Below are 25,305 nucleotides of genomic sequence, written 5' to 3'. Positions count from 1 at the left end.
GGCTCGCAAAACCGGCTCACTCCTCGCGCTCACCGAGCCTCCTTCATTCGCGACTGCGGGGCTCGCAAAACCGGCTCGCTCCTCGCGCTCACCGAGCCTCCTTCATTCGCGACTGCGGGGCTCGCAAAACCGGCTCGCTCCTCGCGCTCACCGAGCACCTCCCGCGATGACCTCGACGGATGCCCGCCGCTGCGGCCGCAGGGTGGCGGCGGCGGCGCGGACCTGCTCGTCGGTGACCTCACCGACCAGCCGGGGCAGTTCGTTGAGCAACCCCGGATCGTCGCGCTGCTGTTCCAGCACCGCCATCCGCAGCGCCCGGCCCAGCACCGCGTCGGTGTCGCGCAGCAGGTGGGTGGCCATCCGGGCCTGGGTACGGGCCAGCTCGCCCTCGGTGAGCCCGTCAGTGGCCAGCCGGTCCAACTCCTCGTCGAACGTGCGCAGCACCTTGTCCACGTCGCCGCCGGGCGGCAGGTGCGCCTGGAGCAGCAACGCGGTCGGGTCGCGCACGTCGAACGGGTCACCCATGAAGCCCAGGTAGCCGCCGAGGCCGGTGACCGTCCGGTCCCGCTGGACCAGGCGTTCGACCAGCCGGGACGCGTCGCCGTCGGTGAGCACCTCGGCCAGCACCACGTACGGCAGGTAGCCGGCGAAGTCGCTGGCCGGGTCCGGCACCCGCCAGGCGCAGGCCACCGCCGGCAGCGGCGCCAGCGCGTCGGTGTACGCGGTGCGCCGCTCGGCGGGCAGGTCGGGCTCGGTGAAGTCGGGCCGGGACGGCGCCGGCCGGGCCGGCACGTCGCCGAAGTGCCGCTCGATCAGCCCGGTCGCCTCGGCCACGTCCACGTCGCCGCTGACCGCCAGCACCGCGTTGCCGCAGGCGTAGTAGCGGCGGAAGAAGTCGGCCGCGTCGGCGACGGTCGCCGACTCCAGGTCGTCGAAGGAGCCGTAGCCGTCGTGCGCGTTGGGGAAGGTGTCGAACATCACCGGCGGCAGTTTCAGCCAGGGAAACCCGCCGTACGGCCGGTTCAGCACGTTGACCCGGATCTCCTCCTTGACCACGTCGACCTGGTTGCGGAGGTTCTCCTCGGTCAGCCGGGGCCCCCGCATCCGGTCGGCCTCCAGGAAGAGCGCCCGCTCCAGCGCGTTGCTCGGCAACGTCTCGAAGTAGTCGGTGTAGTCCAGGTGGGTGGAGCCGTTGAAGGTGCCGCCGGCGCCCTGGACGTGCCGGAAGTGGGCCAGCTTCTCCAGGTTCTCCGAGCCCTGGAACATCAGGTGCTCGAAGAGGTGGGCGAAGCCCGTCCGGCCCTCCGGTTCGGATCGGATGCCGACGTCGTAGACGACGGCCACGCCGATGACCGGCGCGCTGCGATCGGGGGTGAGGACGACCCGCAGGCCGTTGTCGAGCGTGAACCGCTCGACCGGATATTTCGTCGCTGGAATTCTCGATCTCCGCGCCGCCACGGCTCGACCCTAGCGCGTCGGGACCCGGCGCACCGGTCTCCTCGCCCGTCCCAGCATGCGGTCCACTCTTGACGCCGGTCACGGCCCAGCCCACTCTTCCTACCAACTAAGTAGGAATACTGCGGATTGGATCGACGATGAGACGGCTCCCCTTCCGTCGCCTGGTCTCCCTGGCCACCCTCGCCGTGCTCGGCGCGGCCACCCTCGGCGCGACGGCGGCCTGCGGTGCGGACAGCGCCGGCGGCGACTCGGGCCCGGTAACCCTGCGGCTCGGCTACTTCCCCAACATCACCCACGCACCCGCCGTGGTGGGCGTCGAGAGGGGCATCTTCGCCGAGAAACTCGGCAGCAGCGCCAAGCTGGAGACCAAGACCTTCAACGCCGGCCCGTCCGCCGTCGAGGCGCTCTTCTCCGGCGCGATCGACGCCACGTACATCGGTCCGAACCCGACGGTGAACGCGTTCTCCAAGTCCAAGGGGGAGGCGGTCCGGGTCATCTCCGGCGCCGCCTCCGGCGGCGTCGCGCTGGTGGTCAAGCCGGAGATCACCTCGGTGGAGCAGCTGCGCGGCAAGGAGATCGCCACCCCGCAGCTCGGCAACACCCAGGACGTGGCGCTGCGCTACTGGCTCAAGGAGAAGGGACTGACCACCACCAAGGAGGGTGGCGGCGACGTCAAGGTCGTCCCGCAGGAGAACGCGCAGACGGTGGACACCTTCGCCAGCGGTGCGATCGACGGCGCCTGGGTGCCCGAGCCGTTCGTCTCCCGGCTGGTCAGCGCCGGCGGCAGGGTGCTGGTCGACGAGCGGGACCTGTGGCCGGACAAGAAGTTCGTGATCACCAACCTGATCGTCAGCACCAGGTTCCTCAAGGCCCACCCCGACGTGGTGAAGAAGCTGGTCGAGGGCCAGGTCGCGGCCGACGAGTTCGTCAACACCAAGCCGGACGAGTCGCAGCAGGCCATCTCCGCTCACCTCGGCAAGATCACCGGCAAGCCGCTGGACGTCAAGCTGATCCAGCAGGCCTGGCCCACGCTCGAGTTCACCAACGACCCGGTCGCGTCCTCCCTGAAGACCGGGCTGGACCACGCGGTCGCCGTCGAGCTGACCCAGCCGGTCGACCTGACCGGCCTCTACGACCTGACGTTCCTCAACGAGGTGCTGAAGGCGCAGGGCAAGCCCGGGGTCACCCAGCCGTGACGTCGACCACGACGACGCCGCGCGGCGCGACCGGCTCGGTCGCGCTGCGCGGCGTGACCAAGGTGTACGGCCAGGGCGAGCACGCCGTCCTGGCCCTCGACGGGGTCTCCCTCGACGTCGCCCCCGGCGAGTTCGTCTGCCTGGTCGGCGCGTCCGGCTGCGGCAAGAGCACCCTGCTCAACCTGGTCGCCGGGCTGGACGGGATCAGCGGCGGGGCGATCGAGCTGGGCGAGGGCGTCAACCCGGGCCTGATGTTCCAGGAGCCGGCCCTGTTCCCCTGGCTGACCGTCGAGGGCAACGTCGAGGTGCCGCTCAAGCTGCGCGGGCTCCCGCGCGAGCGGCGCAAGGCCCGGGTGGCCGAGCTGCTGCGCACGGTCCACCTCGCCGACTTCGGCCGCAAGCGCCCGCACCAGCTCTCCGGCGGGATGCGGCAGCGGGTCGCGCTCGCCCGCACGCTCGCGCTGGACACCCCGGTGCTGCTGATGGACGAGCCGTTCGGCGCGCTGGACGCGATGACCCGGGACATCCTGCACGACGAGCTGGAGCGGATCTGGTCCGAGCGGCAGCTCACCGTGCTCTTCGTGACCCACAACGTCCGGGAGGCGGCCCGGCTGGCCGACCGGATCATCCTGCTCTCCAGCCGGCCCGGCCGGATCATCTGGTCCACCGAGGTCGAAGTGCCCCGGCCACGACGGATCGACTCCCCGGAGATCGCGACCATCGCGGCCGAGGTCACCGACCGGCTGCGTACGGAGGTGGGCCGGCATGGCCAGTGACACCCTCGCCGGCACACCGCGCACCGAGGCCGAGATCTCCGGCCTCGACGCGCTGGAGATCGCCGGCCGGCGGACGACCTCGTCCCGCCTGCGCCGGGCCTGGTCGGCGCTCTGGCCGAAGCTGGCCGCGCTGGCCCTGGCCATCGCGTTCTGGCAGGCGGTGGTGTGGGCCGGCTGGAAGGACCCGTGGGCGCTGCCCGGCCCCGCCGTGGTGTTCCAGGACCTGGCCGAGTACCTGGCCAGCCCGGCCCTCTGGCACGGCCTGGCCACCACCGGCCGACGGGCCACCGTGGGCTTCGCCGCCGCGGTCGCCGTCGGGCTGGTGCTCGGCCTCGCCGTCGCGCGGGTGAAGGTGCTCCGCGCCGCACTCGGCTCGATGATCACCGCGTTGCAGACCATGCCGTCGATCGCCTGGTTCCCGCTGGCCATCCTGCTCTTCCAGCTCAGCGAGGAGGCGATCTTCTTCGTGGTGGTGCTCGGCGCCGCCCCGTCGGTCGCCAACGGCGTGATCCACGGGGTGGACTACGTGCCCCCGCTGCTGGTACGGGCCGGTCGCAACCTCGGCGCCCGCGGGCTCGACCTCTACCGGTACGTGATCGCGCCGGCCGCCTTGCCCGCCATCGTGGCCGGGCTCAAGCAGGGCTGGGCCTTCGCCTGGCGCAGCCTGATGGCCGGTGAACTGCTGGTGGTCATCGCCACCCGGACGTCCATCGGCGCCCAGCTGACCTATGCCCGGGAACTCAACGAGGCGCCCCGGCTGATGGCCGTCATGATCGTCATTCTGGTGCTGGGGCTGGTGGTGGACGCCGCGTTCGGCGCGGCCGACAAGGCGGTCCGGCGCCGCTGGGGCGTACTGGACCAGGCCACCTGAGCCGTGTACGACTCGGCCCGCGCCGACCACGCCACCTGCTGGTCCGGTGGGATTCCTCGGCCAGCCACTGACCGGACGTGCCCCGGGCCCCGCTGGCCGCGGGACCCGGGCACCTGACCGGTCAGGCGGTGCGGGGGCGGCGGCGGGGACGCCGGGACCGGCCGGCGGCGCTGTGCGACGCACGTCCGCCCTGGTCGGTGCCGTCCACGGCCCGCGCGCCGCCGGCGGCCCGCGGGCTTCCGGCCGGGTGCGGGGTGCTCCTGGTACGCCGGCCGCCGCCGGCCGTGCCCCGCGCCGCCGCCGGCTGCGGGGTGACGATGGTCACCGGCTCGCCGGACGGCTCCCGGGCCCCGGTGACCCGGGACAGCGCCTCGTCACCGAGCCGCACCTGGGTCGACTGCGGCTTGATGCCGGCCACGCTCATCAGCCGGGACACGTCCCGGCGCTGCTCGGGCAGGACCAGGGTGACCACGGTGCCGGACTCCCCCGCCCGGGCGGTACGCCCACCCCGGTGCAGGTAGTCCTTCGCCTCGGTCGGCGGGTCCACGTTGACCACCATGTCCAGGCCGTCGACGTGGATGCCGCGGGCCGCCACGTCCGTGGCCACCAGCGCGGTCACCTGGCCGGTGCGGAACTGCTCCAGGATCCGGGTGCGCTGCGGCTGGGACTTGCCGCCGTGCAGCGCCGCGGCGCGTACCCCCTTGGCGAGCAACTGGCGGGCGAGCCGGTCGGCACGGTGCTTGGTCCCCATGAACAGGATGGTGCGGCCCTCGCGGGCGGCGATCTGGGTGAGCGCGGCGGGCTTGTCGGCCGCGTCGACGTGCAGCACGTGGTGGGTCATCGCGGTGACCGTGGCGGTGCCCGGGTCCACCGAGTGCGACACCGGGTTGCTGAGGAAGCGGCGGACCAGCCGGTCCACGCCGCCGTCCAGGGTGGCCGAGAAGAGCATCCGCTGGCCGTCCGGGGCGACCTGCTCCAGCAGCTTGGTCACCTGCGGCAGGAAGCCCATGTCGGCCATCTGGTCGGCCTCGTCGAGCACCGTGATCGCGACCTCGCCGAGCCGCGCGTCGCCCCGGTTGATCAGGTCGTGCAGCCGGCCGGGGGTCGCCACGACCACCTCGGCGCCGGCCCGCAGGGCGTCCGCCTGCCGCTGCAGCGACAGGCCGCCGACGACGGTGGCGCAGCGCAGCCCGAGGGCCTTCGCGTACGGGGCGAGGGCGGTGGTGACCTGCTGGGCCAGCTCCCGGGTCGGCACCAGCACCAGGGCCAGCGGGCGACCCGGGCGAGCCCGACGGCCGGCGGTGCGGGACAGCAGCGGCAGACCGAAGGCGAGCGTCTTGCCCGAGCCGGTACGGCCGCGGCCGAGCACGTCCCGGCCGGCGAGCGAGTCCGGCAGGGTGGCCGTCTGGATCGGGAACGGCTCGACGATGCCCTGCGCGGTCAGCTCGGCGACCAGCGCGGGAGCCAGCCCGGTGGCGGCGAAGGTGGGAATGGTCATGGTCATGCGGAATGCCTTCCTCGACGCGGCACGTGTCGAGGAGGGGCACCGAACGAACGGCGCCCGCACCGGCGAAGAGCAGTGCCGGTGGTCACAAGCACGAACCGAAGGGGGTACGGGCGGTCCGCCCACGCCGTGGACCCGAACGGATCGGGTCCTCGCCGGCGCTCGGCGCGGCGAGAGTCACGGCGGGGCGGACCGGCCACGTCGCCGCGCCCTGAGGGCGCGGCGGTGGTGCTGGGTGATCCGGTGATCAGAGCGGGCGGATGTTCTCCGCCTGCGGGCCCTTCTGGCCCTGGGTGATCTCGAACTCGACCCGCTGGTTCTCGTCCAGGCTCCGGTAGCCGGAGGACTGGATCGCCGAGAAGTGGGCGAAGACGTCGGCGCCGCCGCCGTCCGGGGTGATGAAGCCGAAGCCCTTGTCAGCGTTGAACCACTTGACGGTGCCGATGGCCATGCTTTTCGTCTCCTTCGACGGAACGTCGGTCCCGCACCTGCTGCGGAACCGTGATGCGCGTCGCACCGGATGGCGCGTCACGCATGTCGCTGGTTGGTCGCCCCGCCCGGAAACTCCGGACACAACAAAGTGCGCCTGGGGCCACAATCCGCCAGGCGCACAAAAAGTCTGCTGGAAACCAAAACTGCAACGACGCCAACGTATCACGATTGTCGGCATCACACACCCCCGACCGTGGATTCCGGTACTCCGACGATCAGCGCGGCGAGCCCGTCGGCGTCGAGCAGGTCGGCCGGCCGCACGGTCATCCCGTCCCGGACGTAGTGGAAGGCGGCGCCCACCCGGTCGACCGGCACCCCGGCCAGCTCGGCCCAGGCCAGCCGGTAGACGGCCAGCTGCACGGCCACCGCCGCCGCCTCCCGTCCGGTGGGCTGCCGGCCGGTCTTCCAGTCGACCACGTCGTACCGGCCGCCGGGGCGGGTGAAGACGGCGTCCATCCGGCCGCGGACCACCACGCCGGCCAGCACGGTGGCGAACGGCACCTCCACCTCGACCGGCACCCGGTCGGCCCACTCGCTGGCCAGGAAGCGCTCCTGGAGCTCGCCCAGCGCCTCGTCGGGCGCGGCGTCGGAATCCGCCGCGCCGGGCAGCTCGTCCACGTCGAGCAGCCGGTCGGCGCCGAACCGCTGCTCCAGCCAGGCGTGGAAGGCGGTGCCCCGGCGGGCGTACGGGTTGGGCGCGGTGGGCATCGGGCGGCGCAGCGCCCGGGCCAGCGCCACCGGGTCCCGGCGCAGCGCGACCAACTGGGTCACCGACAGGTGGTCGGGCAGGGCCACCTCGACCGCCTCCGCCCGGCGCAGCAGCTCCGCCCGCTCGGCGAGGAGCAGGTCCGCCTCCCCCTGCCAGCGCGCCACCTGCGGATCGTCCTGGGCCGCGTCCGACGCCGGCTCCGGATCGGCCAGGAAGCGGCGGACCAGCGCGGCGGCCTCGGCCAGCGCCGGGCGGCGCGCGCCCAGCGGATCGGCGGGCCAGTCCGCCCGCAGCACCAGCTCGCTGGTGGGGTTGGCGGCGTCCCCCGGCGGCTCGGGCGCCCACTCGTCCACCAGCAGCCCGTCGCCACCGTCCAGGCAGGCGTCGTGCACCTCGCGCAGCAGCACCGAGGGGCCACGGAACCGCTTGGTCCCCTCGCCCCACCAGTAGCCCGAGCAGAGCAGCAGCCGCCGGGGCCGGGTCACCGCCACGTACGCCAGCCGGCGCTCCTCCCGCTCGTCGTGCGCCCGCCACGCGTCGGTGAAGTCCTCCACCGCCCGGGCCACGCCGCGCTGGTCCTCGGCCTCCGCCAGCGCCAACCCGGGCAGCCCGGCCGCGTCGCCGCGCAGCGGGAACGGCAGCACGCCCAGCCCGCCCAGCCAGTGGTCGGAGTTGCGCACCGGCCCCGGCCAGACGCCCCGGGTCAGCCCGGCGACCGCCACCACGTCCCACTCCAGGCCCTTGGCGGCGTGCGCGGTGAGCACCTGCACCGCGCCCTCCACCACCTCGACCTCGCCGGGGGCCAGCCCGCGTTCCTCGTCCTCGGCGGCGGCCAGGTAGGCCAGGAAACCGGCCAGCGTCGCGCCCGGGGTCTCCCCGCTGAACCGGGCCGCGACGTCGCCCAGGGCGTCCAGGTGGCCGCGGGCCAGGCCGGCGTCGCCGGTGCCGTCCCGGCCGGCCCGCACGGCCACCTCCACGTCCAGGCCGATGGTCCGCTCGATGTCCGCGATCAGCTCCGGCAGCGTCTGGTCCAGCCGGTAGCGCAACAGCGCCAGCTCCGTCCCGTACGCCCGCAGCCGGGCGTAGCCCTGGTCGGAGTACGCCTGCGCCGGCCCGGGATCGGCCAGCGCCTCGACCAGCGTCGCCTCGTCCAGCGCGTCCACGGTGATCTCCGGCCCGTCCGCGCCGGTGTGCTGCCGGCGGGCGCGGGCGATGGCCCGGGCCCGCCGGTGCAGGGCCACCAGGTCGCGCGGCCCGATCCGCCAGCGGGCGCCGGTGAGCAGCCGCAGCAGCGCCGCCCCGTCGGTCGGGTCGGCGAGCACCCGCAGCGTGCAGACCACGTCGCGGACCTCGGGGGTGTCCAGCAGGCCACCCAGGCCGACCACCTCGACGGGCAGCCCCCGGGCGCGCAGCGCCGCCTCGATCGCCGGGATCTGGCTGCGCAGCCGGACCAGCACGGCGGTGGTGGGCCGGTGCGGCACCGGGATGTGCTCGGGCAGCGCCGCCGGCATCCGGGCCGCCCCGCGCCAGGCGGCGAGGACGCCGTCGGCGATCCAGTCGGCCTCGTCGGCGTACGTCCGCAGCAGCGCGCAGTGCACGGTGCCGGCGGCCTGGCCGCGCGGGCTGCGGTGCGGGATCGGATCCTTGACGCTGAACGCGGCGTGCAGCTCGGGCACCTGGGCGCCGGCGGCCCGCAGCGGCGTGGCCAGCGCGTTCGCCACCCCGAGGATCTCCGGCCGGTTCCGCCAGCTGGTGGTGAGGCCGAGCGCGGGGGCGGGCGTGCCACCGGCGGCGGCGAAGTCGGTCGGGAAGCGTTCCAGCGTGCCGGCGCTGGCCCCCCGCCAGCCGTAGATGGACTGGCAGGGGTCGCCCACGGCGGTGACCGGGTGGCCGCCGCCGAAGAGCGCGTTCAGCAGCACCACCTGGGCGTGGCTGGTGTCCTGGTACTCGTCGAGCAGCACCACCCGGAAGCGGTCCCGCTCGATGGCTCCGACAGCGGGATGGTCGCGGGCCACCCGGGCGGCCCGGGCGAGCTGGTCGGCGAAGTCCATCGCCTCGAAGTCGTCCTTGCGCCGGGCGTACGCGCGCACCAGCGGCAGCAGCCGCAGCCGGGTCTGCTGCACGGCGAGGGCCTTGCGCACGTCGGCGTAGACCCGGCCGGGGCGGGACTGCACGTCGGCGAAGAACCGGCCGGTCCAGGCGGCCAGGTCGTCCGGGTCGACCAGGTGCTCGTCCAGCTCGCCGGCGAGCGCCAGCACCGCGTCGGTGACCGTGCTCGGCATCCGGTCCACCTCGGACATGTCCCCGTCGTAGTTGCGGACCAGCAGGTCCACCAGCTGCCACCGGGACGCCTCGGTGAGCAGCCGGGTGGACGGCTCGTAGCCGGCGCGCAGCCCGTGCTCGGTGACGATCCGGCCCGCGTACGAGTGGTAGGTGGAGATGGTCGGCTCGCCGGCGAGGGGGTCGTCCAGCGGGTCGCGCCCGCGCCGGCCCAGCCGCCGCACCAGCTGGCCCAGCCGGGTACGCACCCGGTGCGCCAGCTCGCCGGCCGCCTTGCGGGTGAAGGTGAGGCCGAGGACCTGCTCCGGCCGGACGTACGAGTTGGCCACCAGCCAGACCACCCGGGCGGCCATCGTCTCGGTCTTGCCGGAGCCGGCGCCGGCCACCACCAGCAGCGGCTCCACCGGGGCGGCGATGATCGCGGCCTGCTCCCGGGTCGGCGCCGGCAGCTTCAGCAGCCGGGCCAGCTCGACCGGGGTGTAGCGAGGGCCGGCGTCGGCCGTCCGGGGGGCCGGGGCGGCGGCGCCGAACAGCGCTGGCTGGGTCACCGCGGGTCGCCTTCGACCGCGGGTTCGTGCCGTACGCTCACTGGTCCTCCGCGGCGGGTCGGGTGGCCGGCGGCTCGACCACCTGCCGCCCCCGGCCGGAGACCGGGCAGCTGGTGCGCACCGGGCAGACCCGGCACTTGGCGTTGGCGACGGCGGCGAAGGTCGAGGCGGCCATCGTATCGGCGGTCCGCCGGACCAGCGCGGTGGCCCAGCCGGCCTCCGGCCCCTCCCCGGCGGCGGCCTGGGCCTGCTCCCTGGCCTCCTTCGCCCCGGTGCCGAGCTGCACCAGGGCGGCGCCGCCGGAGGAGTCGCCGTACTCGGCGAACGCCCCCGCCTCCACCGCCGCCTGGTACGCCCCGAGCTGCGGATGCTCGGCCACCTCCCGCTCGGTGACCGCGGTGGACTTGCCGGTCTTCAGGTCGATCACCACGAGCCGGCCGTCGGCGTCCACCTCCAGCCGGTCCACCCGCCCCTTCAGCTCGATCGGCCGGTGCGGGTCGTCCAGGCGCACCGCGAACTCGTGCTCGATGGCGAGCAGCCGGCGCGGGTTGCCGGCCAACCAGCGCAGCAGCTTGTCCACCATGGCCTCGGCCCGGGCCCGTTCCGGGCCGGCCATCCAGCGGGCGGCCAGCTCGATCGCGTCGAACCGGGCGGCCACGTACTCCAGCAGCGCGGTGCGGTCCGCGGTGGCGTCCTCGGCGAGCATGGCCGCGGCGTGCACCAGGTTGCCGACCCCCTGGGCGGCGCTGGCCGGCGGGCTCCCGCCGTGCCGTTCCAGCAGCCAGCGCAGGCTGCACCGCAGCGCGCTCTCCATCGCCGACGGGGTGACCCGGACCGGCTCCCCCTCCTCGACCAGCGGCCGGTCGTCGGAGAGCGGGCGCAGCCCCCACCACTCGTCGGGATGGGCGCCGGGCACGCCGGCCGCGGCCAGCCGGGCCAGCTCGGCCGCCGCGGCCCGCCGCCGGGCCGCCGGCGCGGCCGGGTCGATGACCGCGGTACGCAGCTCGGCGACCAGCGCGGAGAGGGTGAGCGCCCGGGGCGGCCGGGTGACCGGCAACTCCCCCGGCGGCCCGTCGTCATGCTCCTCGTCCCCGACCGCCACCGGCCCGCCGCCGTCCGCCCCGGCCGGCACGGGGCTCGGCCCGGACGGCACGGGGCTCGGCCCGGACGGCACGGGGCCGGGTTGCGGCCCGACCGGGGCCGGCCCGCCGCCGGTCGCGGGCGGCTCGGTCGCGCCCAGCTCGTGCAGGAAGCGGCTGGGCTGCTCCTCGTGGTCGTCGCCGCCGACCGCCGCCGAGGCGACCGCGGTGACCAGCAGCCGGCGCCGGGCCCGGGTCACCGCCACGTGGAACAGCCGGCGTTCCTCGTCGAGCAGAGCGGAGGTCTGGCCGACCAGGCTGGCCCGCAGCCCGCTGCCGTCGGCCCGCCCGGCCAGCACGTCGACCAGCCGCTCGGAGCCGAGCAGGCTGCCGCGCAGCCGCAGGTCGGGCCAGACGCCCTCCTGCACCCCGGCCACCGCGACCAGGTCCCACTCCAGCCCCTTCGCGGCGTGAGCGGTGAGCAGGCGTACCGCCTCGCCCCGGTCCGCGCTGGCGGCCAGCGTGTCCGCCGGCAGGTCCTGCCCGAGCACGTGGTCGAGGAACACCTCGGTACGCGCGCCGGGCAGCCGGTCGGTGAACCGGGCCGCCGCGTCGAAGAGCACCAGCACGGCGTCCAGGTCGCGGTCGGCCGCCTCGGCCCGCCAGCGCTGCGCGGTCTCGTGCTCGCCGGTGGCCGCCCGTCCCCGGGTGATCTCCCCGGCCCACCGTTCGGCCAGGCCGCTGGCGTGCCACACCGCCCAGAGCACGTCCTCGGCGGTGGCGTCGGGCCGCTCGGCGGTCTCCCGGGCGATGGCGAGCAGACCGGCGACGGCCTGCGCCGGCTCCGCCCACAGCCGGTCGATGCCGGTCAGCTCCTCCGGGTCGCGCAACGCGTCGACGATCAGCTCGCCGGAGGGCCGCCGGTCGCCGGTGGCGAGGGCCAGGGCGCGCAGGCCCTGCCGCAGCCGCCGCTCGGCCAGCGGGTCCGCGCCGCCGAGCGGCGAGTGCAGCAGCGCGACCGCGGCCTCCTCGTCGAGCCGTTCCGGCTCCAGGGCGCAGCGCAGCAGGAGCAGCAGCGGGGCGACCGCCGGCTGCAGGTGCAGCGGCAGGTCCTCGCCGTGCACCACGGTCGGCACGCCGGCGGCGTGCAGCGCCCGTTGCAGCGACGGCAGGCGCAGCGCGGTGGAGCGCACCAGCACCGCCATCCCCGACCAGGGCACCCCGTCGAGCAGGTGGGCGGTGCGCAGCGCGTGCGCCAGCCAGACCGCCTCGCTGGTGCTGGAGCGGAAGGTGCGTACCTCGACGGCGCCGGGTGGCGCGTCGGGCAGCGGGCGCAGCCGGCGGTGGGCCGCCGGACCCCGCAGCCGCCGGGCCAGCCGGCCGGTGGCGGCCAGCAGCCCCGGGCCGGCCCGGTAGGAGGTGGGCAGCACGACCTGCGCCGCCGGCGCCCCGGACGCCGTCCGGAACCGGTGCGGGAAGCCGGTGACGACGGCCGGGTCCGCGCCGCGGAAGGCGTACGTGGAGGAGTCGGGGTCGGCGAAGGCGACCAGTGGACGGCCGCCGCCGGCGATCACGTGCAGCAGCTCCTGCTGGGCCGGGTCGGTGTCGGCCAGCTCGTCGACGTAGACGTGGCCCAGCCGGCGGCGTTCGGCGTCGAGCAGCTCCGGGTCGTCGCGCAGCATGCCGGTCGCGGCCCGGACCAGCTCGGCCGGGTCGTACGCGACGGAGCCCCGGTTCGCGACGTCGCGCAGCGCGAGGACCGCCACGTACTCCCGGAGGAAGCGGGAGGCGGCCGGCCAGTCGGCGCGGCCCAGCCGCTCGCCCAGCCGGGCCAGGTCGGCCGGCCCGACCCCGCGCTCGGCGGCCCGCATCAGCAAATCCCGCAGCTGGGCGGCGAACGCCCTGGTCCGCAGCGCCGGGCGGAGGTCCTCCGGCCAGCCGACCGGGTCGTCGTCGGGCTCCTCGCCCACCACGTCGAGCAGCTCCCGGATGATCAGATCCTGCTCGGGGCCGGTGAGCAGCCGGGGGGACGGCTCGCCCCGCCCGGCCGCGGCCCGGCGCAGCAGCCCGAAGGCGTACGCCGGGAAGGTGCGCACCAGCGGCTCGCGCAGCACCCGGTGGCCGTCGGCGGCGATCCGGGCCTCCAGCCGGTGCCGCAGGTCGGTCGCCTGCCGCCGGCTGAAGGTGAGCACCAGGATCCGCTCCGGGTCGACCCCCTCGACAACCCGGGCGGCCACCGCCTCGACCAGGGTGCTGGTCTTGCCGGTGCCCGGCCCGCCGAGCACCAGCATCGGGCCGTCGGTGTGCGCCACCACCTCGGCCTGCACCGGATCCGCCACCCGGCCGACCGGAGTCTCGCCGGCCACTGGGTGGCCGTCCGGCGCGGGGTGCGCGGCATCGCCCGCCGACCCCTCCGGTCGGCGGCCCGCCTCGGCCACCCCAGTGGACCGACCGTCGCCCCGCGCATTCCCCCGCGCCGCCCCGCCGGCGGGGCCGTCCCCCCGGTCCGCCTCGGCAGGCCGACGCACCAGCCGGTACGCCTGCATCACCTCATCCCACCACGCCGGTACGACATCCGGGTCCTCCTCCCCCGCCGCCGCGCCCCACCTCACCTCGACGGCGCGGCGAACGGACGACGCGGCCGGACGAAGGCGACGGGCCGATCACTGTCCGTGGTCCTGCGCGGGGCGAGGACATTCGCGAGCGTGATACCCGAGAGGTATCAATATGACTCTCGGGTATCACGCTCGATCTTCCGACATCGGGGCAGCGGCCCGGGCCGCAGGAGCCGCAGCCGGGTGGGCGCGGCGGCGACGCGGCGGGGCGGGGCGGGGAGTCAGGTGAGCTGGGACTCGAGGGCGTCGAGGGCGGCGGGGACGGTGTCGGCCACCGCCAGCAGGCCGAGGCCGGCCGGCTTGAGGAAGGTCTGGTCGGCGAGGGCGGCGAGCCAGTCGACCAGCGGGCGGTAGAAGCCTTCGGCGTCCACGAGGGCCATCGGCTTGGCGTGCAGGGCGAGCGTGGCCGTGGTCCAGACCTCGAAGAGCTCGTCCAGCGTGCCCAGCCCGCCGGGCAGGGTGAGGAACGCGTCCGACTTCTCGATCATGAGGGTCTTGCGGCTGGCCATGCCGTCGGTGACCAGCAGCTCGTCGGAGGCGAGGTCGGCCACCTCCAGGTCCACCAGCGACTGCGGGATCACCCCGACGGTACGGCCGCCGGCCGCCCGGGCGCCGTCCGCCAGCGCGCCCATCATCCCGACGCAACCACCGCCGCTGACCAGGGTGTGCCCGCGCCGGGCCAGCTCCGCGCCGGTGGCGGCGGCGAGGTCCAGCCAGCGCTGGTCGAGGGTACGGGAGGAGGCGCAGAAGACGCAGATCGCCGCCACGGCTCAGATCTCCCCGCCCGGCCGGGACACGGATCGCGAGGTGGCCCCGCCGGCACCGTCCCGGTCGGGGGCCGCCTCGGCGGCCGCCCGCTGGTCGGCACCGGTGCGGGCGACCGACTCCTCGCGTACCGCCTCCTGCTCGGCGGAGAGCGCGGCCTCGGCCTTGACGATGTACCGCACCGCCTCCTGGACGTCGTCGGTGACGCAGATCAGCTCCAGGTCGACCAGGCTGATCTTGCCGTCGGCGGCCATGGCGTTCCGCAGCCAGTCCAGCAGCCCTCGCCAGTACGCCTCGCCCATCAGCACCACCGGGAACCGGGTGACCTTGCCGGTCTGCACCAGGGTCAGCGCCTCGAACAGCTCGTCCATGGTCCCGAAGCCGCCCGGCAGTACCACGAACGCCTGGGCGTACTTGACGAACATCGTCTTGCGGGCGAAGAAGTAGCGGAAGTCGATGGCCAGGTCGACCCAGTCGTTGAGGCCCTGCTCGAAGGGGAGCTCGATGCCGAGCCCGACGGAGAGCCCGCCGGCCTCGCTGGCGCCCCGGTTCGCCGCCTCCATGACCCCGGGGCCGCCGCCGGTGATGACCGCGTAGCCGGCGCGGGCCAGAGCGGCGCCCAGTTCCTCGGCCAGCCGGCACTCGGGGCTCTCCGGCGTGCTGCGGGCCGAACCGAAGACGCTGACCGCCGGCGGCAGGTCGGCCAGGGTGTCGAAACCCTCCACGAACTCCGACAGGATGCGCAGCGCGCGCCAGGCGTCCCGGGTCTTCCAGTCGCCCCGGCTGCGGGAGTCCAGCAGGCGCTGGTCGGCGGTGCTGGACGGGATGGCGCCCCGGCGCAACGTCACGGCGCCGCGGTGCCGTTCCCGCCCCGGATCGCGGCCGGGCTGCTGCTGCCCGTTGCTCTGGCTCATGAGGCAACGGTAGTGGAGCCGTCCGCCGCCGGGACGTGGGGCGGCGAGCCGGGAAATAGTTCGCGACCGTACGCAACCGATCGGGCCGCCCGGACGTCTTTATTCACATACCCGGTATGGCCGGGGTGCGCGACTTCGGGGGAGGAGCCAGCGTGATCAGTAGCAACGAGATGATCAGGATCCGGCGACAGATGCAGCGCCGGATCCAGGACGTGGTGGCCGAGCGCCGCCGTGCCCGGCAGCTGGAGACCCGCTCCGCCGACCTCCCCACCCCCACCGCCACCTCCGACTCCACCCACCCCGACCCCACCGTCCTGGCCCCCACCCACTGACCGCTACCACCCTCCCCACCCCGGGCCCGGGCCCCACCCCGACCCGGGGACGATCAAGGGGTTTGCGTCGCCGGGACGGGCTTCCGGCGACGCAAACCCCTTGGTCACTCGACGAGCGGCTTCCGGTCAGGCGGGGGCCAGCCAGCGGTGCAGGGTGGCGGCGCCGTCGCGGATCTTGGCGAGTTCGACGTGCTCGTCCCGGTGGTGGGCCAGGTTGGGGTCGCCGGGGCCGAAGTTGAGCGCGGGCACGCCCATCGCGGCGAACCGGGCCACGTCGGTCCAGCCGAGCTTGCCGATCGGGGCGGCGCCGACGGCAGCCAGGAACTCCCGCGCCGCCGGCGCGTCCAACCCGGGGGCCGCGCCGGGCGCCGAGTCGGTGACCGTCAGGTCGAAGCCGGCGAAGACCTCCCGCACGTGCGCCTCGGCGGCGGCCGGGTCGCGGTCCGGGGCGTACCGGTAGTTGATCTCGACAGCGCAGCGGTCCGGGATCACGTTGCCGGCCACGCCGCCGTGGATGCCGACCGCGTTCAACCCCTCCCGGTACTCGCAACCGTCGATGGTCACCCGGCGCGCCTCGTACGCCGCCAGCCGGCGCAGCACCTCACCGGCGGCGTGGACGGCGTTCACCCCGCGCCAGGAACGCGCGGCGTGGGCCCGGGCGCCGGTGGTGGTCACGGTCGCCCGCAGCACGCCCTGGCAGCCGGCCTCGACGATCCCGTAGGTCGGTTCGAGCAGCACCGCGAAGTCGGCCGCCAACCAGTCCGGATGCGCCTCGGCGAGCAGGGTGAGCCCGTTGTACCTCGACTCGATCTCCTCGGCCTCGTAGAAGAGGTACGTCACGTCGTACCGCGGGTCGGGCAGCGTCACCGCGAGGTGCAGCGCGAACGCCACCCCGGATTTCATGTCCGAGGTGCCGCAGCCGTACATCAGGTCGCCGCGCATGGTCGACGGCCAGTTGTCGTTGTGCGGCACGGTGTCCAGGTGGCCGGCGAGCACCACTCGCTGCCCCCGGCCCAGGTCGGTTCGGGCCATCACGGTGTTGGCGTACCGGTGGGTGGACAGGTGGGGTACCGACCGCAGCGCCTCCTCCACGCAGTCGGCGATCGCCTTCTCGTTGAGGGAGACGGACTCTATGTCGACCAGGGCACGGGTCAGCGCCACCGGATCGGCCAGCACCTCGGGGGTCAGCGGGTTCTGCATGATTCGCACGGTACCGTCAGGACCGTGAGGAGCACACAGTCTGCCTGGGGCATCGGCCTGGCCACGATCACCGCTGACGACCAGGTGCTCGACACCTGGTACCCGACCGGCAAGCTGGGCCTGGGCGAACTGCCCCTGGTCCCGGGGGAGGACGAGGCCGACGTGCTCGACCTGCCGCCCGGCGCGGTCGGCGAGCGGGCCCTGCCCGGCCTGCGTACGGTCGAGGTGACCACGGTGATCGGCTCGCTGGAGGACCCGATCAAGGATGCCGCCGACGCGTACCTCCGGTTGCACCTGCTCTCCCACCGCCTGGTGCGACCCAACGAGCTCAACCTCGACGGCATCTTCGGCAAGCTGGCCAACGTGGCCTGGACCTCCGCCGGGCCGTGCCCGCCGGAGCGGGTGGACGAGCTGCGCGTCATCGAGCGGGCCGCCGGCCGCCACCTGAGCGTGTACGGGGTGGACAAGTTCCCCCGGATGACCGACTACGTGGTCCCCGCCGGGGTGCGGATCGCCGACGCGGACCGGGTCCGGCTCGGCGCCCACCTCGCCTCGGGCACCACCGTCATGCACGAGGGCTTCGTCAACTTCAACGCCGGCACGCTGGGCACCTCGATGGTCGAGGGGCGGATCGTGCAGGGCGTGGTGGTCGGCGACGGCTCCGACATCGGCGGCGGTGCGTCGATCATGGGCACCCTCTCCGGCGGCGGCAAGGACAAGGTGCGCGTCGGCGAGCGGAGCCTGGTCGGCGCGAACGCCGGCGTCGGCATCTCACTCGGCGACGACTGCGTGGTCGAGGCGGGGTGCTACATCACCGCCGCCTCGAAGATCACCCTGCCGGACGGGCGGGTGGTCAAGGCCCGCGAGCTCTCCGGCGTCGACGGGCTGCTGTTCTGGCGCAACTCGGTCAGCGGCGCGCTGGAGGCGAAGCCGCGTACCGGCCGGGGCATCGAGCTGAACGCGGCGCTGCACGCCAACGACTGAGGTGGGCCCCTTCTCAACAGACGTCTGTTGAGAAGGGGCCCCGCCTTACGCTCTGGGCATGAGGTCGATGAGGGAACGCATGCTGGCGGGCGAGCCGTACATCGCCGAGGGCCCCGAGATCACGGCCGACCTGGACCGCGCCGCCCGGCTGGCGGAACGCTTCAACACCAGCGCCGCGACCGACCCGCAGGGACGGCTGGCCGCGCTGCGCGAGCTGCTCGGCTCGGTCGGCGAGGACACCTGGGTACGCCCGCCCTTCTACTGCGACTACGGCTACCAGATCCACCTGGGCCCGCGCTGCTTCGTCAACTTCAACGCGGTCTTCCTCGACGTCGCCCGGATCACCATCGGCGCGGACGTTCAGGTCGGACCGAACGTGCAACTGCTCACCGCCACCCATCCGGTCGAGCCGGAGGCCCGCCGGGCCAAGTGGGAGGGTTCGGCGCCGATCACCATCGGGGACAACGTCTGGCTCGGCGGTGGCGTCATCGTCCTGGCCGGCGTCACGATCGGCGCGAACACGGTCGTCGGCGCGGGCGCGCTGGTGACCCGCGACCTGCCACCGAACGTGGTCGCCGTTGGCAGCCCGGCCGCCCCGGTCCGTACCCTCTGAAGGCGCGCCACCTGCGGAAACGGCGATGGCGGGACACCCAGCGGCTTCCGTCACTCGGGCAGCGGGCCGGCTAGCCGGACCACCAGGTCGGCCCGGCCGGCGGTGCCGGCGACCAGCGCGGCGTTCGTCTCGTCGCTGCCGAGCGCCCAGGCCCGGGCCTGCTCCGGCGACCGCCCGTACGCCTCGTGCCGGGCGGTCAGCCGGCGCAGCCGCAGCTCCGCGTCCAGGTCCAGGAACCACGCCTGGTGCAGCAGCGCCCGGACCTCGTCCCACGGGAACTCGGGCAGCAGCAGGTAGTTGCCCTCGGTCACCACCAGCCGGACCTCCGGTGGCACCGCGATCGCCCCGGCGACCGGCTCCTCCAGGTCCCGGCGGAACCGGGGCGCGTAGACGATGGTCGGTTCCAGCCGGTGCAGCCGGCGCAGCAGGGCCACGTAGCCGTACGCGTCGAAGGTGTCCACCGCGCCCTTGCGCGCCTCCCGGCCGAGCCGGCGCAGCTCGGCCTGGGCCAGGTGGAAGCCGTCCATCGGCACCAGCCGGGCGGCCGGCCCGACCGCCTCGACGATCCGCTCGGCCAGGGTGGACTTCCCCACGCCGGGCGCCCCCGCGATGCCGAGCAGCTGGCGGGGCCCGTCGGCGGCGAGCGCCCTGGCCCGGGCCACCAGGTCGTCGAGCGGAAGCACCGTCGCCGGGATCATCAGCGCAGGACCGGCTCGCTGATGGTGAACCGCGCCTCGACGGCCGCGTGCACGCTCTGCGGCTGCGGGTCGAGCTCCAGCTCCGGCACGGCGTCGCCCGCGCCGCCCCCGGCGAACGCGGCCCGGGCGAACATCGGCCGGCCGCCGCCGTCGGTGTCGGCCAGCTCCAGCAGGGCGGTCACCCGGGCGCCGAGCGCCTCCGCGTACTCCCCGGCCCGGGCCAGCGCGTCGGCGATCGCCGCCCGCCGGGCCTCCCGGTACGCCGGGCTGTCCGGGCGCAGCGACCACCACGGCCCGGCGACCTCGACCTGGTCCTGGTCGGCCAGGCGCAGCATCAGCTCGCCCAGGTCGGTGAAGTCGGTCACGGTGACGGTGGTGGCGACGCTGCCGTGGTAGGCGACCACCCGCTCGCCGGAGCGCCGCGTCTCGGGGCGCACCCGCAGGTCACCGGTCTCCCGGTGGGCGATGACCGCCCCGTACGAGTCGAGCAGCACCCGCACCGCCGCGGCCCGCTCGGCGAGCCGGGTCAGCGTGGCCTCCCGGTCCCGGTCCCGGGCCGTCGCGGTCACCGTGAACCGGGCCAGCTCGGGCGGCACCTCGCGGTACGCCTCGCCCCGCACCGCCACCACCGGCCCGTCCACCATGACCACACCCTAACCGCGCGAGCCCCCCCGCCGGGCGGGCGCGGGTTAGCCCGGACGGTGCCCGTCGTACGCCACCACGCCGTCGCCGGTCCGGCAGCCGGTGAGGTATCCGCCGGCCGCGCCCAGCTCGCACAGGTAGGCCAGTTCACCCGCCGGGTCCCCGGCGAGCGGGAACTCGCGTCGCCCCGGACGGGAGCGCCGTCCGGCGAGCGCCAGGCGCGCAGACCGGGCCTGCTCGTACCGGTCGACCAGGGCGGGCAGGTCGTCGGCGCGCAGCGCCGCCGCCAGCTCGTCGAGGACCGCCCGTACCTCGTCGAGCTGCCGGAGCGCCTGCTCCCGGTTGTTCGCCAGCATGTCCGCCGTACGCCGGGCGGGGGTGCCGGCGACCCGGGTGCCGTCCCGGAAGCTGCCCGCGGCGAGCCCGAGCACGGCGTCCCGGAGCGGGGAGGCGGCCACCGCCCCGGCCAGGCCGCCGGCGAGCAGGTGCGGGACGTGCGACGCGAGCGCCACCACGGCGTCGTGCCCGGTCGCGGACATCGGCACCACCCGGGCGTCGAACACGTCGATCAGCAGCGCGGCCAGGGTGCGGAACGGCGCGATCCCGGCGGCGCTCGGGCAGAGCACCCAGGCGGCGCCGGCGAGCAGTCCCGGCTGCGCCGAGGTGAGGCCCGCGAACTCGGCGCCGGCCATCGGGTGGCCGGGGACGAACCGATCGGTCAGCCCGCGCTCGGCGGCGAACCCGGCCAGCGCCGCCTTGGTGCTGCCCACGTCGCTGATCGCGCAGCCCGGTCGGACGTGCGCCGCCACGGCCAGCAGGGTCTCCGGCAGGCTGGGCAGCGGGCCGCCGAGGAAGACCACGTCCCGGTCGCGGACCGCGTCGGCCAGCCGGTCCGCGAAGGCCAGACCCCGGCGTACGCCCTCCGCCCGGGTCGGCCCGTCCGGGTCCCAGGCGCGCACGTCGGCGCCCGCCTCGTGCAGCCGCAGCAGGATCGAGCCGCCGATGAGACCGGTGCCCACCACGGCGACCCGCGGGCCGGAAGTGTCCCCCATCACGTACCTCGACGGCCGGGTCAGGCCTCGGCGAGCCGGCCGGCGACCGCGGCGATGTGCTCGTCGGACTCGGTCAGCGCCGCCCGGACGTGCTGTGCGCCGCCCGGGCCGTAGAAGGCGCCGGCGGCGACCAGGATGCCCCGCCGGGCCAGCCAGTCGACCGTCGCCCAGCAGTCCTCGCCCCGGGTCAGCCACAGGTAGAGCCCCGCCTCGGAGTGCTCGACCGTGAAGCCCGCGCCGGTGAAGGCCGCGTACAGCTGCTCGCGCCGGGCGCGGTAGCGCTCGCGCTGCGCGTCGGCGTGCTCCTGGTCGGCCAGCGCGGCCACCATCGCCGCCTGCACCGGGGCCGGCACGATCATCCCCGCGTGCTTGCGGACCTTGAGCAGCTCGGCGACCAGCGCCGGGTCGCCGGCGACGAAGCCCGCGCGGTACCCGGCCAGGTTGGAGCGCTTGGAGAGCGAGTGCACCGCCAGCACCGAGTCGTACGAGCCGCCACACACCTCGGGGGCCAGGACCGACACCGGCTCGGCGTCGGCCGACCAGCCCAGCGGCAGGTAGCACTCGTCGCTGGCCACCACCGCGCCGCGCTCGCGCGCCCAGTCGACCACCTTGCGCAGGTGGGCGGCGGGCAGCACCCGGCCGGTCGGGTTGCCGGGCGAGTTCACCCAGACCAGGCGTACCCGGGGGGTCGGCCCGACCGCGGTCAGCGAGTCGGCGCGGACGATCGTCGCGCCGGCCAGCCGGGCCCCGTCGGAGTACGTCGGGTACGCGACGGACGGCACCACGACCACGTCACCGGGCCCCACCCCGAGCAGGGTGGGCAGCCAGGCGACCAGCTCCTTGGAGCCGATGGTGGGCAGCACCCCGAGCCCGTCGACGCCGGCGCGGCAGGCCCGGGCCACCCAGGCCGCGATGGCGTCCCGCAGCGCGGGGGTGCCCGCGGTCAGCGGGTAGCCGGGGGCGTCGGACGCGTCGGCGAGCGCCTGCCGGATCACCGGGGGCACCGGGTCGACCGGGGTGCCCATCGACAGGTTGATCAGTCCACCGGGGTGCGCCGCGGCCAGGGTGGCCGCGGCGTCCAGCGTGTCCCAGGTGAAGTCGGGCAGCCGCGACGAGACCGGCGCGGGCCGGTTCAGTGGCCCTCTTCGCGCGGCGGCTGGGCCGCCACGAAGGTCGCGTCCTTCTCGATCTTGCCGATCTTCGACGCGCCGCCGGGCGAGCCGAGCTCCTCGAAGAACTCGTAGTTCGCGCCGGTGTAGTCCTTCCACTGCTCCGGCACGTCGTCCTCGTAGAAGATCGCCTCGACCGGGCAGACCGGCTCACAGGCACCACAGTCGACGCACTCGTCGGGGTGGATGTAGAGCATCCGATTGCCCTCGTAGATGCAGTCGACCGGGCACTCCTCGATGCATGCCTTGTCGAGCACATCCACGCACGGCTCGGCGATGATGTAGGTCACCGGTCTTCTCCTCCGCAAGACTCGCCGCGATCTCCGCGACGGGTAAGAGCCTAGTATCTCGCCGGGGAGGAGGTCGATCGTGCTCCGACAGCAGGATGTGGGCCACCGGATCGTGGTGCGGCGGATCGTGGGCGTTCGGGCCGGCCGGCCGCTCTTCTCGGACGCCCTGGGCGAGTTGGTCGAGCTGGACGAGACCCATCTCACGTTGGCCACCCGGCAGGGCCGGTTGCAGGTCCCGCTGGCCCAGGTGCACCGGGCCAAGCGGGTGCCGCCGGTCGGTCGGCCGGCCGCCGCCGCGGTCGTCGCGCTGGAACTCGCCGCCGACGAGGCCTGGCCGGCGGCCGTACGCGGCCGGCTGGGCGACTGGCTGCTGCGCAGCGCCGGCGGCTGGAGCGGCCGGGCCAACTCGGCGCTGCCGGTCGGCGACCCGGACCGGCCGCTGCCGGACGCGGTGGACGCCATCGAACGCTGGTACGCCGAGCGGGGCCGGCCGGCGCTGGTCAACACGCCGCTGCCGCTGGCCACCCCGGTGGCCGCGGAACTCGACGCCCGCGGCTGGGCCGCCCGCCCGCCCGTACTGGTCCAGGCGGTCGCCCTGGCCGCGCTGCCGCCGGCCGCCGGCCCGCCGGTCGAGCTGGCCGCCGCGCCGTCCGAGGACTGGCTGGCCGTCGCCGCCGGCCGCAAGGGCGGCCTCCCGGACGCCGCGCGGCACGTGCTCACCGCGGTGGACCAGGTCCGTTTCGCCCACGTGTACGCCGACGGGCGGCTGCTCGCCATGGGCCGGGGCACGGTCACCGGGCAGGGGCGCTGGCTGGGGCTCAGCCTGATCGAGGTGGTCCCCGAGGCACGCCGCCAGGGCCTGGCCGGCCTTGTCGTCCGGGCGCTCGCCGAGTGGGGTGCCGGGCTCGGCGCGCGGGACGCCTTCCTCCAGGTCGAGCAGCGCAACACGGCCGCGGTGGCGCTCTACCGCGGCCTCGGCTTCACCACCCACCACACCTACCTGACCCGGGTCGCCCCGGCCTGATCGGCAGGCCGCGTTATGCGACACATTGCGCCTTCCCCTTGGCGGGAAGGCCCATCTGCCGCATTAAGGTGCGAGGGGCACCGGCTTGGATCAGCGGCGGACGACGCGGCGCGGCTTGGCGGCCTTGATCTCGGCGTACCGCTTGAGCTGCTGCGAGCGGTAGTCCCGGCCGAGCGCGGTGAGCAGCAGGTAGCCGATCGCCACCCCGGCCAGCGCGGCGGCCAGGTAGAGCCAGATCTGGGCGAAGAACAGGCCCGCTCCCCCGCCGAACGGGTTGTCGCCGACCAGCAGCGGGCCGACCAGCACGGTCAACGCCAGCGCCACCCCCACCGCCGCGGCCAGGTCGGTGGACCACTCGGCGAGCGGCCGGGTGGTCCCCCGCCGGAACGCCACCCCGGCGAGGATCAGGCCGATCACCAGGAACATCACCAGCGAGACCCGGTCGGCGGTCGGGTCGTCGTCCGGGAAGGCGAACTTGATGACCAGCCGGGCCGCCACGTTGACCGCGAACAGTGCCGCGGCGAGGGCGCCGATCACGCGCCACCGATCCCTCATCGCATGTCTCCTGCCGTACTCCGCCCGCCGGGCGCGGCGGGCCTTCTGGCAGGAATGTCTACCACCCGTACCTGGGTGGCGTCATCACCCTCGGACCGCGGGGACGGGTGCCAGCAACTGGCGGAAGAGCATCACCGCGAAGGTGACCGCGCCGGCCAGGATCAGCCCCAGCCCGAGCAGGTTGTCGCCACCGAGCAGCAGGTCGCCCTCCCGGGTCCGGACGGCGGCCACCGCCATCAGCACGAACCAGGGCAGCGCGGGCAGCAGGGCCGCCCAGCGGGTGCCGACGGCCGAGTGGGCGAACCAGCTCAGCGCCACCGTCGCGACCACCACCAGGACCAGCCCGGCCACCCCGGCCGCCACCCCCACCAGCACCTCGCCCGAGGTGGTGGGCCGGGCCTTCACCTGCTCCCAGGCGGCGACCGCGAGGATCAGCTCCAGCACGGCGACGAGCGCCCCGGCGAAGAGCGCGACCAGCCCGCCGGCCACCCGCAGCAGCACGTCGAGCAGCCGCGCCGACCCGCCGGGCGACGGGACGGTCTCCTCCTCCGGCGGGGCCGACACGGCAGCGGCCGGCAGGCTCACCGGAGCCCGACCGCCCCGACCGGGGACCGGTCGGACGCGTCGGGCGCCAGACCGGCGAAGAGGTCGTCCTCCCAGCCGTACGGGCCACCGCCCGGGCCCTTCTCGCCGACCGCGAGGGTGAAGTACTCCACCCCCATGAACTCGGCGCCGAAGTTGCCCGCGATGGCGTAGAGCCAGGAGTTGGCCGGCATCTGGGTGGCGTGCGCGCGCATCGCCGCCTCCTTGGCGGCGTGCTGGTCGGTGGCGTCGACCCGGGCCGCGATCTCCGGATCCGGCGTGCCGAAGGGCAACTGGTCGACGTCCTCGATGCCGGCGAACGGGTTGTCCGACGAGTCGGTGAAGTGGTTGAGGCCGGCCTCCAGCACGCTGCGCGGCATCGCCGTCCAGTAGACCTTGGCCGGGGCGCACCCCTGCGCCTCGGCCAGTTCGACCGCCCGCATCGCCACCCGGTGCGCCTGGATGTGGTCCGGATGACCGTAGAAGCCGTTCGGGTCGTACGTGATCATGACCTGCGGGCGGACCTCGCGCATGACCTCCACCAGCAGCCCGGCGGCCTCGTCCAGGTCGGCCCGCCAGAACGCCCGGGGGTGCTCGTTGGTGGCCAGCCCCATCATCCCGGAGTCCCGGTAGCGGCCGGCACCGCCGAGGAACCGGTGGTCGGTGACGCCCAGCGCGGCGCAGGCGGCGGCCAGCTCGCCGATCCGGTACCCGCCGAGCTGGTCGGCCTCGGCGGCGGCGAGCCGCGTCAGCTCCGGCACGTGGATCTCGCCCTCCTCGCCGAGGGTGCAGGTCACCAGCGTGACGTGAGCGCCGTCGGCGGCGTAGCGCGCCATCGTCGAACCGGTGCCGATGGACTCGTCGTCGGGGTGCGCGTGGACCAGCAGCAGTCGGCGATCGGGCAGCTTCGTCACGACCGTCACTCTAACCGGCGGTCCTTCCCCGGGGCGCCGGACG

At 74.9% G+C, this 25,305-nt stretch carries 23 protein-coding genes; 7 read left to right on the top strand and 16 right to left on the bottom strand.

The genetic code is table 11. The features are described from left to right. Nucleotides 1-147: 147 nt before the first annotated feature. Complete coding sequence (locus tag AB0H57_RS11695) at nucleotides 148-1,458, bottom strand: pitrilysin family protein (RefSeq protein WP_357505271.1); 1,311 nt, start codon at nucleotides 1,456-1,458, stop codon at nucleotides 148-150. Nucleotides 1,459-1,595: 137 nt separating this feature from the next. Here AB0H57_RS11695 and AB0H57_RS11690 point away from each other — a divergent pair, with 137 nt between their 5' ends. Genes AB0H57_RS11690 through AB0H57_RS11680 form a run of 3 tightly spaced genes read left to right on the top strand, consistent with a single transcriptional unit; the run spans nucleotide 1,596 to nucleotide 4,301 of the window. Continuing rightward, a complete protein-coding gene (locus tag AB0H57_RS11690) occupies nucleotides 1,596-2,654 on the top strand; it encodes an ABC transporter substrate-binding protein (RefSeq protein WP_357505269.1) in 1,059 nt (352 codons plus the stop codon). Further along, complete coding sequence (locus AB0H57_RS11685) at nucleotides 2,651-3,430, top strand: ABC transporter ATP-binding protein (RefSeq protein WP_357505267.1); 780 nt, start codon at nucleotides 2,651-2,653, stop codon at nucleotides 3,428-3,430. Before AB0H57_RS11690 ends, AB0H57_RS11685 begins: the two co-directional genes overlap by 4 nt. After that, nucleotides 3,420-4,301: an ABC transporter permease gene (locus tag AB0H57_RS11680; protein ID WP_357505265.1), complete on the top strand. Its 882-nt coding sequence runs from the start codon at nucleotides 3,420-3,422 to the stop codon at nucleotides 4,299-4,301. The genes AB0H57_RS11685 and AB0H57_RS11680 overlap by 11 nt, the downstream gene beginning before the upstream one ends. A 121-nt stretch (nucleotides 4,302-4,422) precedes the next feature. On the opposite strand, the gene AB0H57_RS11675 is transcribed toward AB0H57_RS11680, so the two are convergent. The 6 genes from AB0H57_RS11675 to AB0H57_RS11650 all read right to left on the bottom strand — a co-directional run bounded on the left by AB0H57_RS11675 (nucleotide 4,423) and on the right by AB0H57_RS11650 (nucleotide 15,207). Next, on the bottom strand, nucleotides 4,423-5,805 hold the full coding sequence (locus tag AB0H57_RS11675) for a DEAD/DEAH box helicase (protein ID WP_357505263.1): 1,383 nt from the start codon (nucleotides 5,803-5,805) through the stop codon (nucleotides 4,423-4,425). A 247-nt stretch (nucleotides 5,806-6,052) separates the two neighbouring features. Further along, nucleotides 6,053-6,256: a cold-shock protein gene (locus AB0H57_RS11670; RefSeq protein ID WP_007072850.1), complete on the bottom strand. Its 204-nt coding sequence runs from the start codon at nucleotides 6,254-6,256 to the stop codon at nucleotides 6,053-6,055. Nucleotides 6,257-6,474: 218 nt separating this feature from the next. Beyond that, nucleotides 6,475-9,834, bottom strand: a complete 3,360-nt coding sequence (locus tag AB0H57_RS11665) for an ATP-dependent DNA helicase (RefSeq protein ID WP_357505261.1) — start codon at nucleotides 9,832-9,834, stop codon at nucleotides 6,475-6,477. 37 nt (nucleotides 9,835-9,871) lie between these two features. Continuing rightward, nucleotides 9,872-13,459: an ATP-dependent DNA helicase gene (locus tag AB0H57_RS11660; RefSeq protein ID WP_357505259.1), complete on the bottom strand. Its 3,588-nt coding sequence runs from the start codon at nucleotides 13,457-13,459 to the stop codon at nucleotides 9,872-9,874. A 290-nt stretch (nucleotides 13,460-13,749) separates the two neighbouring features. After that, nucleotides 13,750-14,295 carry a TIGR00730 family Rossman fold protein gene (locus AB0H57_RS11655; protein WP_357505257.1) on the bottom strand — a complete coding sequence of 182 codons (546 nt, stop codon included), beginning with the start codon at nucleotides 14,293-14,295 and terminating at the stop codon, nucleotides 13,750-13,752. 3 nt (nucleotides 14,296-14,298) lie between these two features. After that, complete coding sequence (locus AB0H57_RS11650; RefSeq protein ID WP_357505255.1) at nucleotides 14,299-15,207, bottom strand: TIGR00730 family Rossman fold protein; 909 nt, start codon at nucleotides 15,205-15,207, stop codon at nucleotides 14,299-14,301. A 152-nt stretch (nucleotides 15,208-15,359) separates the two neighbouring features. Here AB0H57_RS11650 and AB0H57_RS11645 point away from each other — a divergent pair, with 152 nt between their 5' ends. After that, nucleotides 15,360-15,539 (top strand): hypothetical protein, encoded by a 180-nt coding sequence (locus AB0H57_RS11645; protein ID WP_357505253.1) that lies wholly within the window; start codon nucleotides 15,360-15,362, stop codon nucleotides 15,537-15,539. A gap of 126 nt (nucleotides 15,540-15,665) precedes the next feature. Here the strand turns inward: AB0H57_RS11645 and dapE are convergent, their stop codons facing one another. Then, nucleotides 15,666-16,739 carry a succinyl-diaminopimelate desuccinylase gene (dapE, locus tag AB0H57_RS11640; RefSeq protein ID WP_357505251.1) on the bottom strand — a complete coding sequence of 358 codons (1,074 nt, stop codon included), beginning with the start codon at nucleotides 16,737-16,739 and terminating at the stop codon, nucleotides 15,666-15,668. Between the two features lie 24 nt (nucleotides 16,740-16,763). Here dapE and dapD point away from each other — a divergent pair, with 24 nt between their 5' ends. Further along, the gene (gene dapD, locus AB0H57_RS11635; RefSeq protein ID WP_357505249.1) at nucleotides 16,764-17,723 is read left to right on the top strand and encodes a 2,3,4,5-tetrahydropyridine-2,6-dicarboxylate N-succinyltransferase; all 960 of its coding nucleotides are present in this window, start codon (nucleotides 16,764-16,766) and stop codon (nucleotides 17,721-17,723) included. A 58-nt stretch (nucleotides 17,724-17,781) separates the two neighbouring features. Continuing rightward, the gene (locus AB0H57_RS11630) at nucleotides 17,782-18,336 is read left to right on the top strand and encodes a sugar O-acetyltransferase (RefSeq protein WP_357505247.1); all 555 of its coding nucleotides are present in this window, start codon (nucleotides 17,782-17,784) and stop codon (nucleotides 18,334-18,336) included. 50 nt (nucleotides 18,337-18,386) lie between these two features. On the opposite strand, the gene AB0H57_RS11625 is transcribed toward AB0H57_RS11630, so the two are convergent. The 5 genes from AB0H57_RS11625 to fdxA are packed head-to-tail and all read right to left on the bottom strand — an operon-like array spanning nucleotide 18,387 to nucleotide 22,187. Then, the gene (locus tag AB0H57_RS11625) at nucleotides 18,387-19,034 is read right to left on the bottom strand and encodes a nucleoside/nucleotide kinase family protein (RefSeq protein ID WP_357505245.1); all 648 of its coding nucleotides are present in this window, start codon (nucleotides 19,032-19,034) and stop codon (nucleotides 18,387-18,389) included. After that, nucleotides 19,034-19,678 (bottom strand): SIMPL domain-containing protein, encoded by a 645-nt coding sequence (locus AB0H57_RS11620; protein WP_357505243.1) that lies wholly within the window; start codon nucleotides 19,676-19,678, stop codon nucleotides 19,034-19,036. Before AB0H57_RS11620 ends, AB0H57_RS11625 begins: the two co-directional genes overlap by 1 nt. 45 nt (nucleotides 19,679-19,723) lie before the next feature. Beyond that, on the bottom strand, nucleotides 19,724-20,728 hold the full coding sequence (locus tag AB0H57_RS11615; RefSeq protein ID WP_357505241.1) for a prephenate dehydrogenase/arogenate dehydrogenase family protein: 1,005 nt from the start codon (nucleotides 20,726-20,728) through the stop codon (nucleotides 19,724-19,726). A gap of 20 nt (nucleotides 20,729-20,748) precedes the next feature. Then, nucleotides 20,749-21,864, bottom strand: coding sequence for a succinyldiaminopimelate transaminase (gene dapC / locus AB0H57_RS11610; protein ID WP_357505370.1), 1,116 nt, complete (start codon nucleotides 21,862-21,864; stop codon nucleotides 20,749-20,751). After that, on the bottom strand, nucleotides 21,861-22,187 hold the full coding sequence (gene fdxA / locus AB0H57_RS11605) for a ferredoxin (RefSeq protein ID WP_357505239.1): 327 nt from the start codon (nucleotides 22,185-22,187) through the stop codon (nucleotides 21,861-21,863). The genes dapC and fdxA overlap by 4 nt, the downstream gene beginning before the upstream one ends. 79 nt (nucleotides 22,188-22,266) lie before the next feature. Here fdxA and AB0H57_RS11600 point away from each other — a divergent pair, with 79 nt between their 5' ends. Continuing rightward, a complete protein-coding gene (locus AB0H57_RS11600) occupies nucleotides 22,267-23,211 on the top strand; it encodes a GNAT family N-acetyltransferase (protein WP_357505237.1) in 945 nt (314 codons plus the stop codon). A gap of 90 nt (nucleotides 23,212-23,301) precedes the next feature. Here AB0H57_RS11600 and AB0H57_RS11595 read toward each other — a convergent pair whose 3' ends face one another. The 3 genes from AB0H57_RS11595 to mshB all read right to left on the bottom strand — a co-directional run bounded on the left by AB0H57_RS11595 (nucleotide 23,302) and on the right by mshB (nucleotide 25,271). Then, entirely contained in the window at nucleotides 23,302-23,766 is a 465-nt protein-coding gene (locus AB0H57_RS11595) for a hypothetical protein (RefSeq protein WP_357505235.1), read from the bottom strand. An 84-nt stretch (nucleotides 23,767-23,850) separates the two neighbouring features. Then, nucleotides 23,851-24,345, bottom strand: a complete 495-nt coding sequence (locus AB0H57_RS11590) for a hypothetical protein (RefSeq protein ID WP_357505368.1) — start codon at nucleotides 24,343-24,345, stop codon at nucleotides 23,851-23,853. 2 nt (nucleotides 24,346-24,347) lie between these two features. After that, nucleotides 24,348-25,271, bottom strand: coding sequence for an N-acetyl-1-D-myo-inositol-2-amino-2-deoxy-alpha-D-glucopyranoside deacetylase (gene mshB / locus AB0H57_RS11585; RefSeq protein ID WP_357505233.1), 924 nt, complete (start codon nucleotides 25,269-25,271; stop codon nucleotides 24,348-24,350). Nucleotides 25,272-25,305 lie beyond the last annotated feature (34 nt).

It is taken from the genome of Micromonospora sp. NPDC050686, from assembly GCF_040654475.1.
Taxonomy (GTDB): Bacteria; Actinomycetota; Actinomycetes; order Mycobacteriales; family Micromonosporaceae; genus Micromonospora.
Note: the sequence above shows the minus strand (reverse complement) of the source record. Positions and strands in the feature narration are given on the sequence as shown.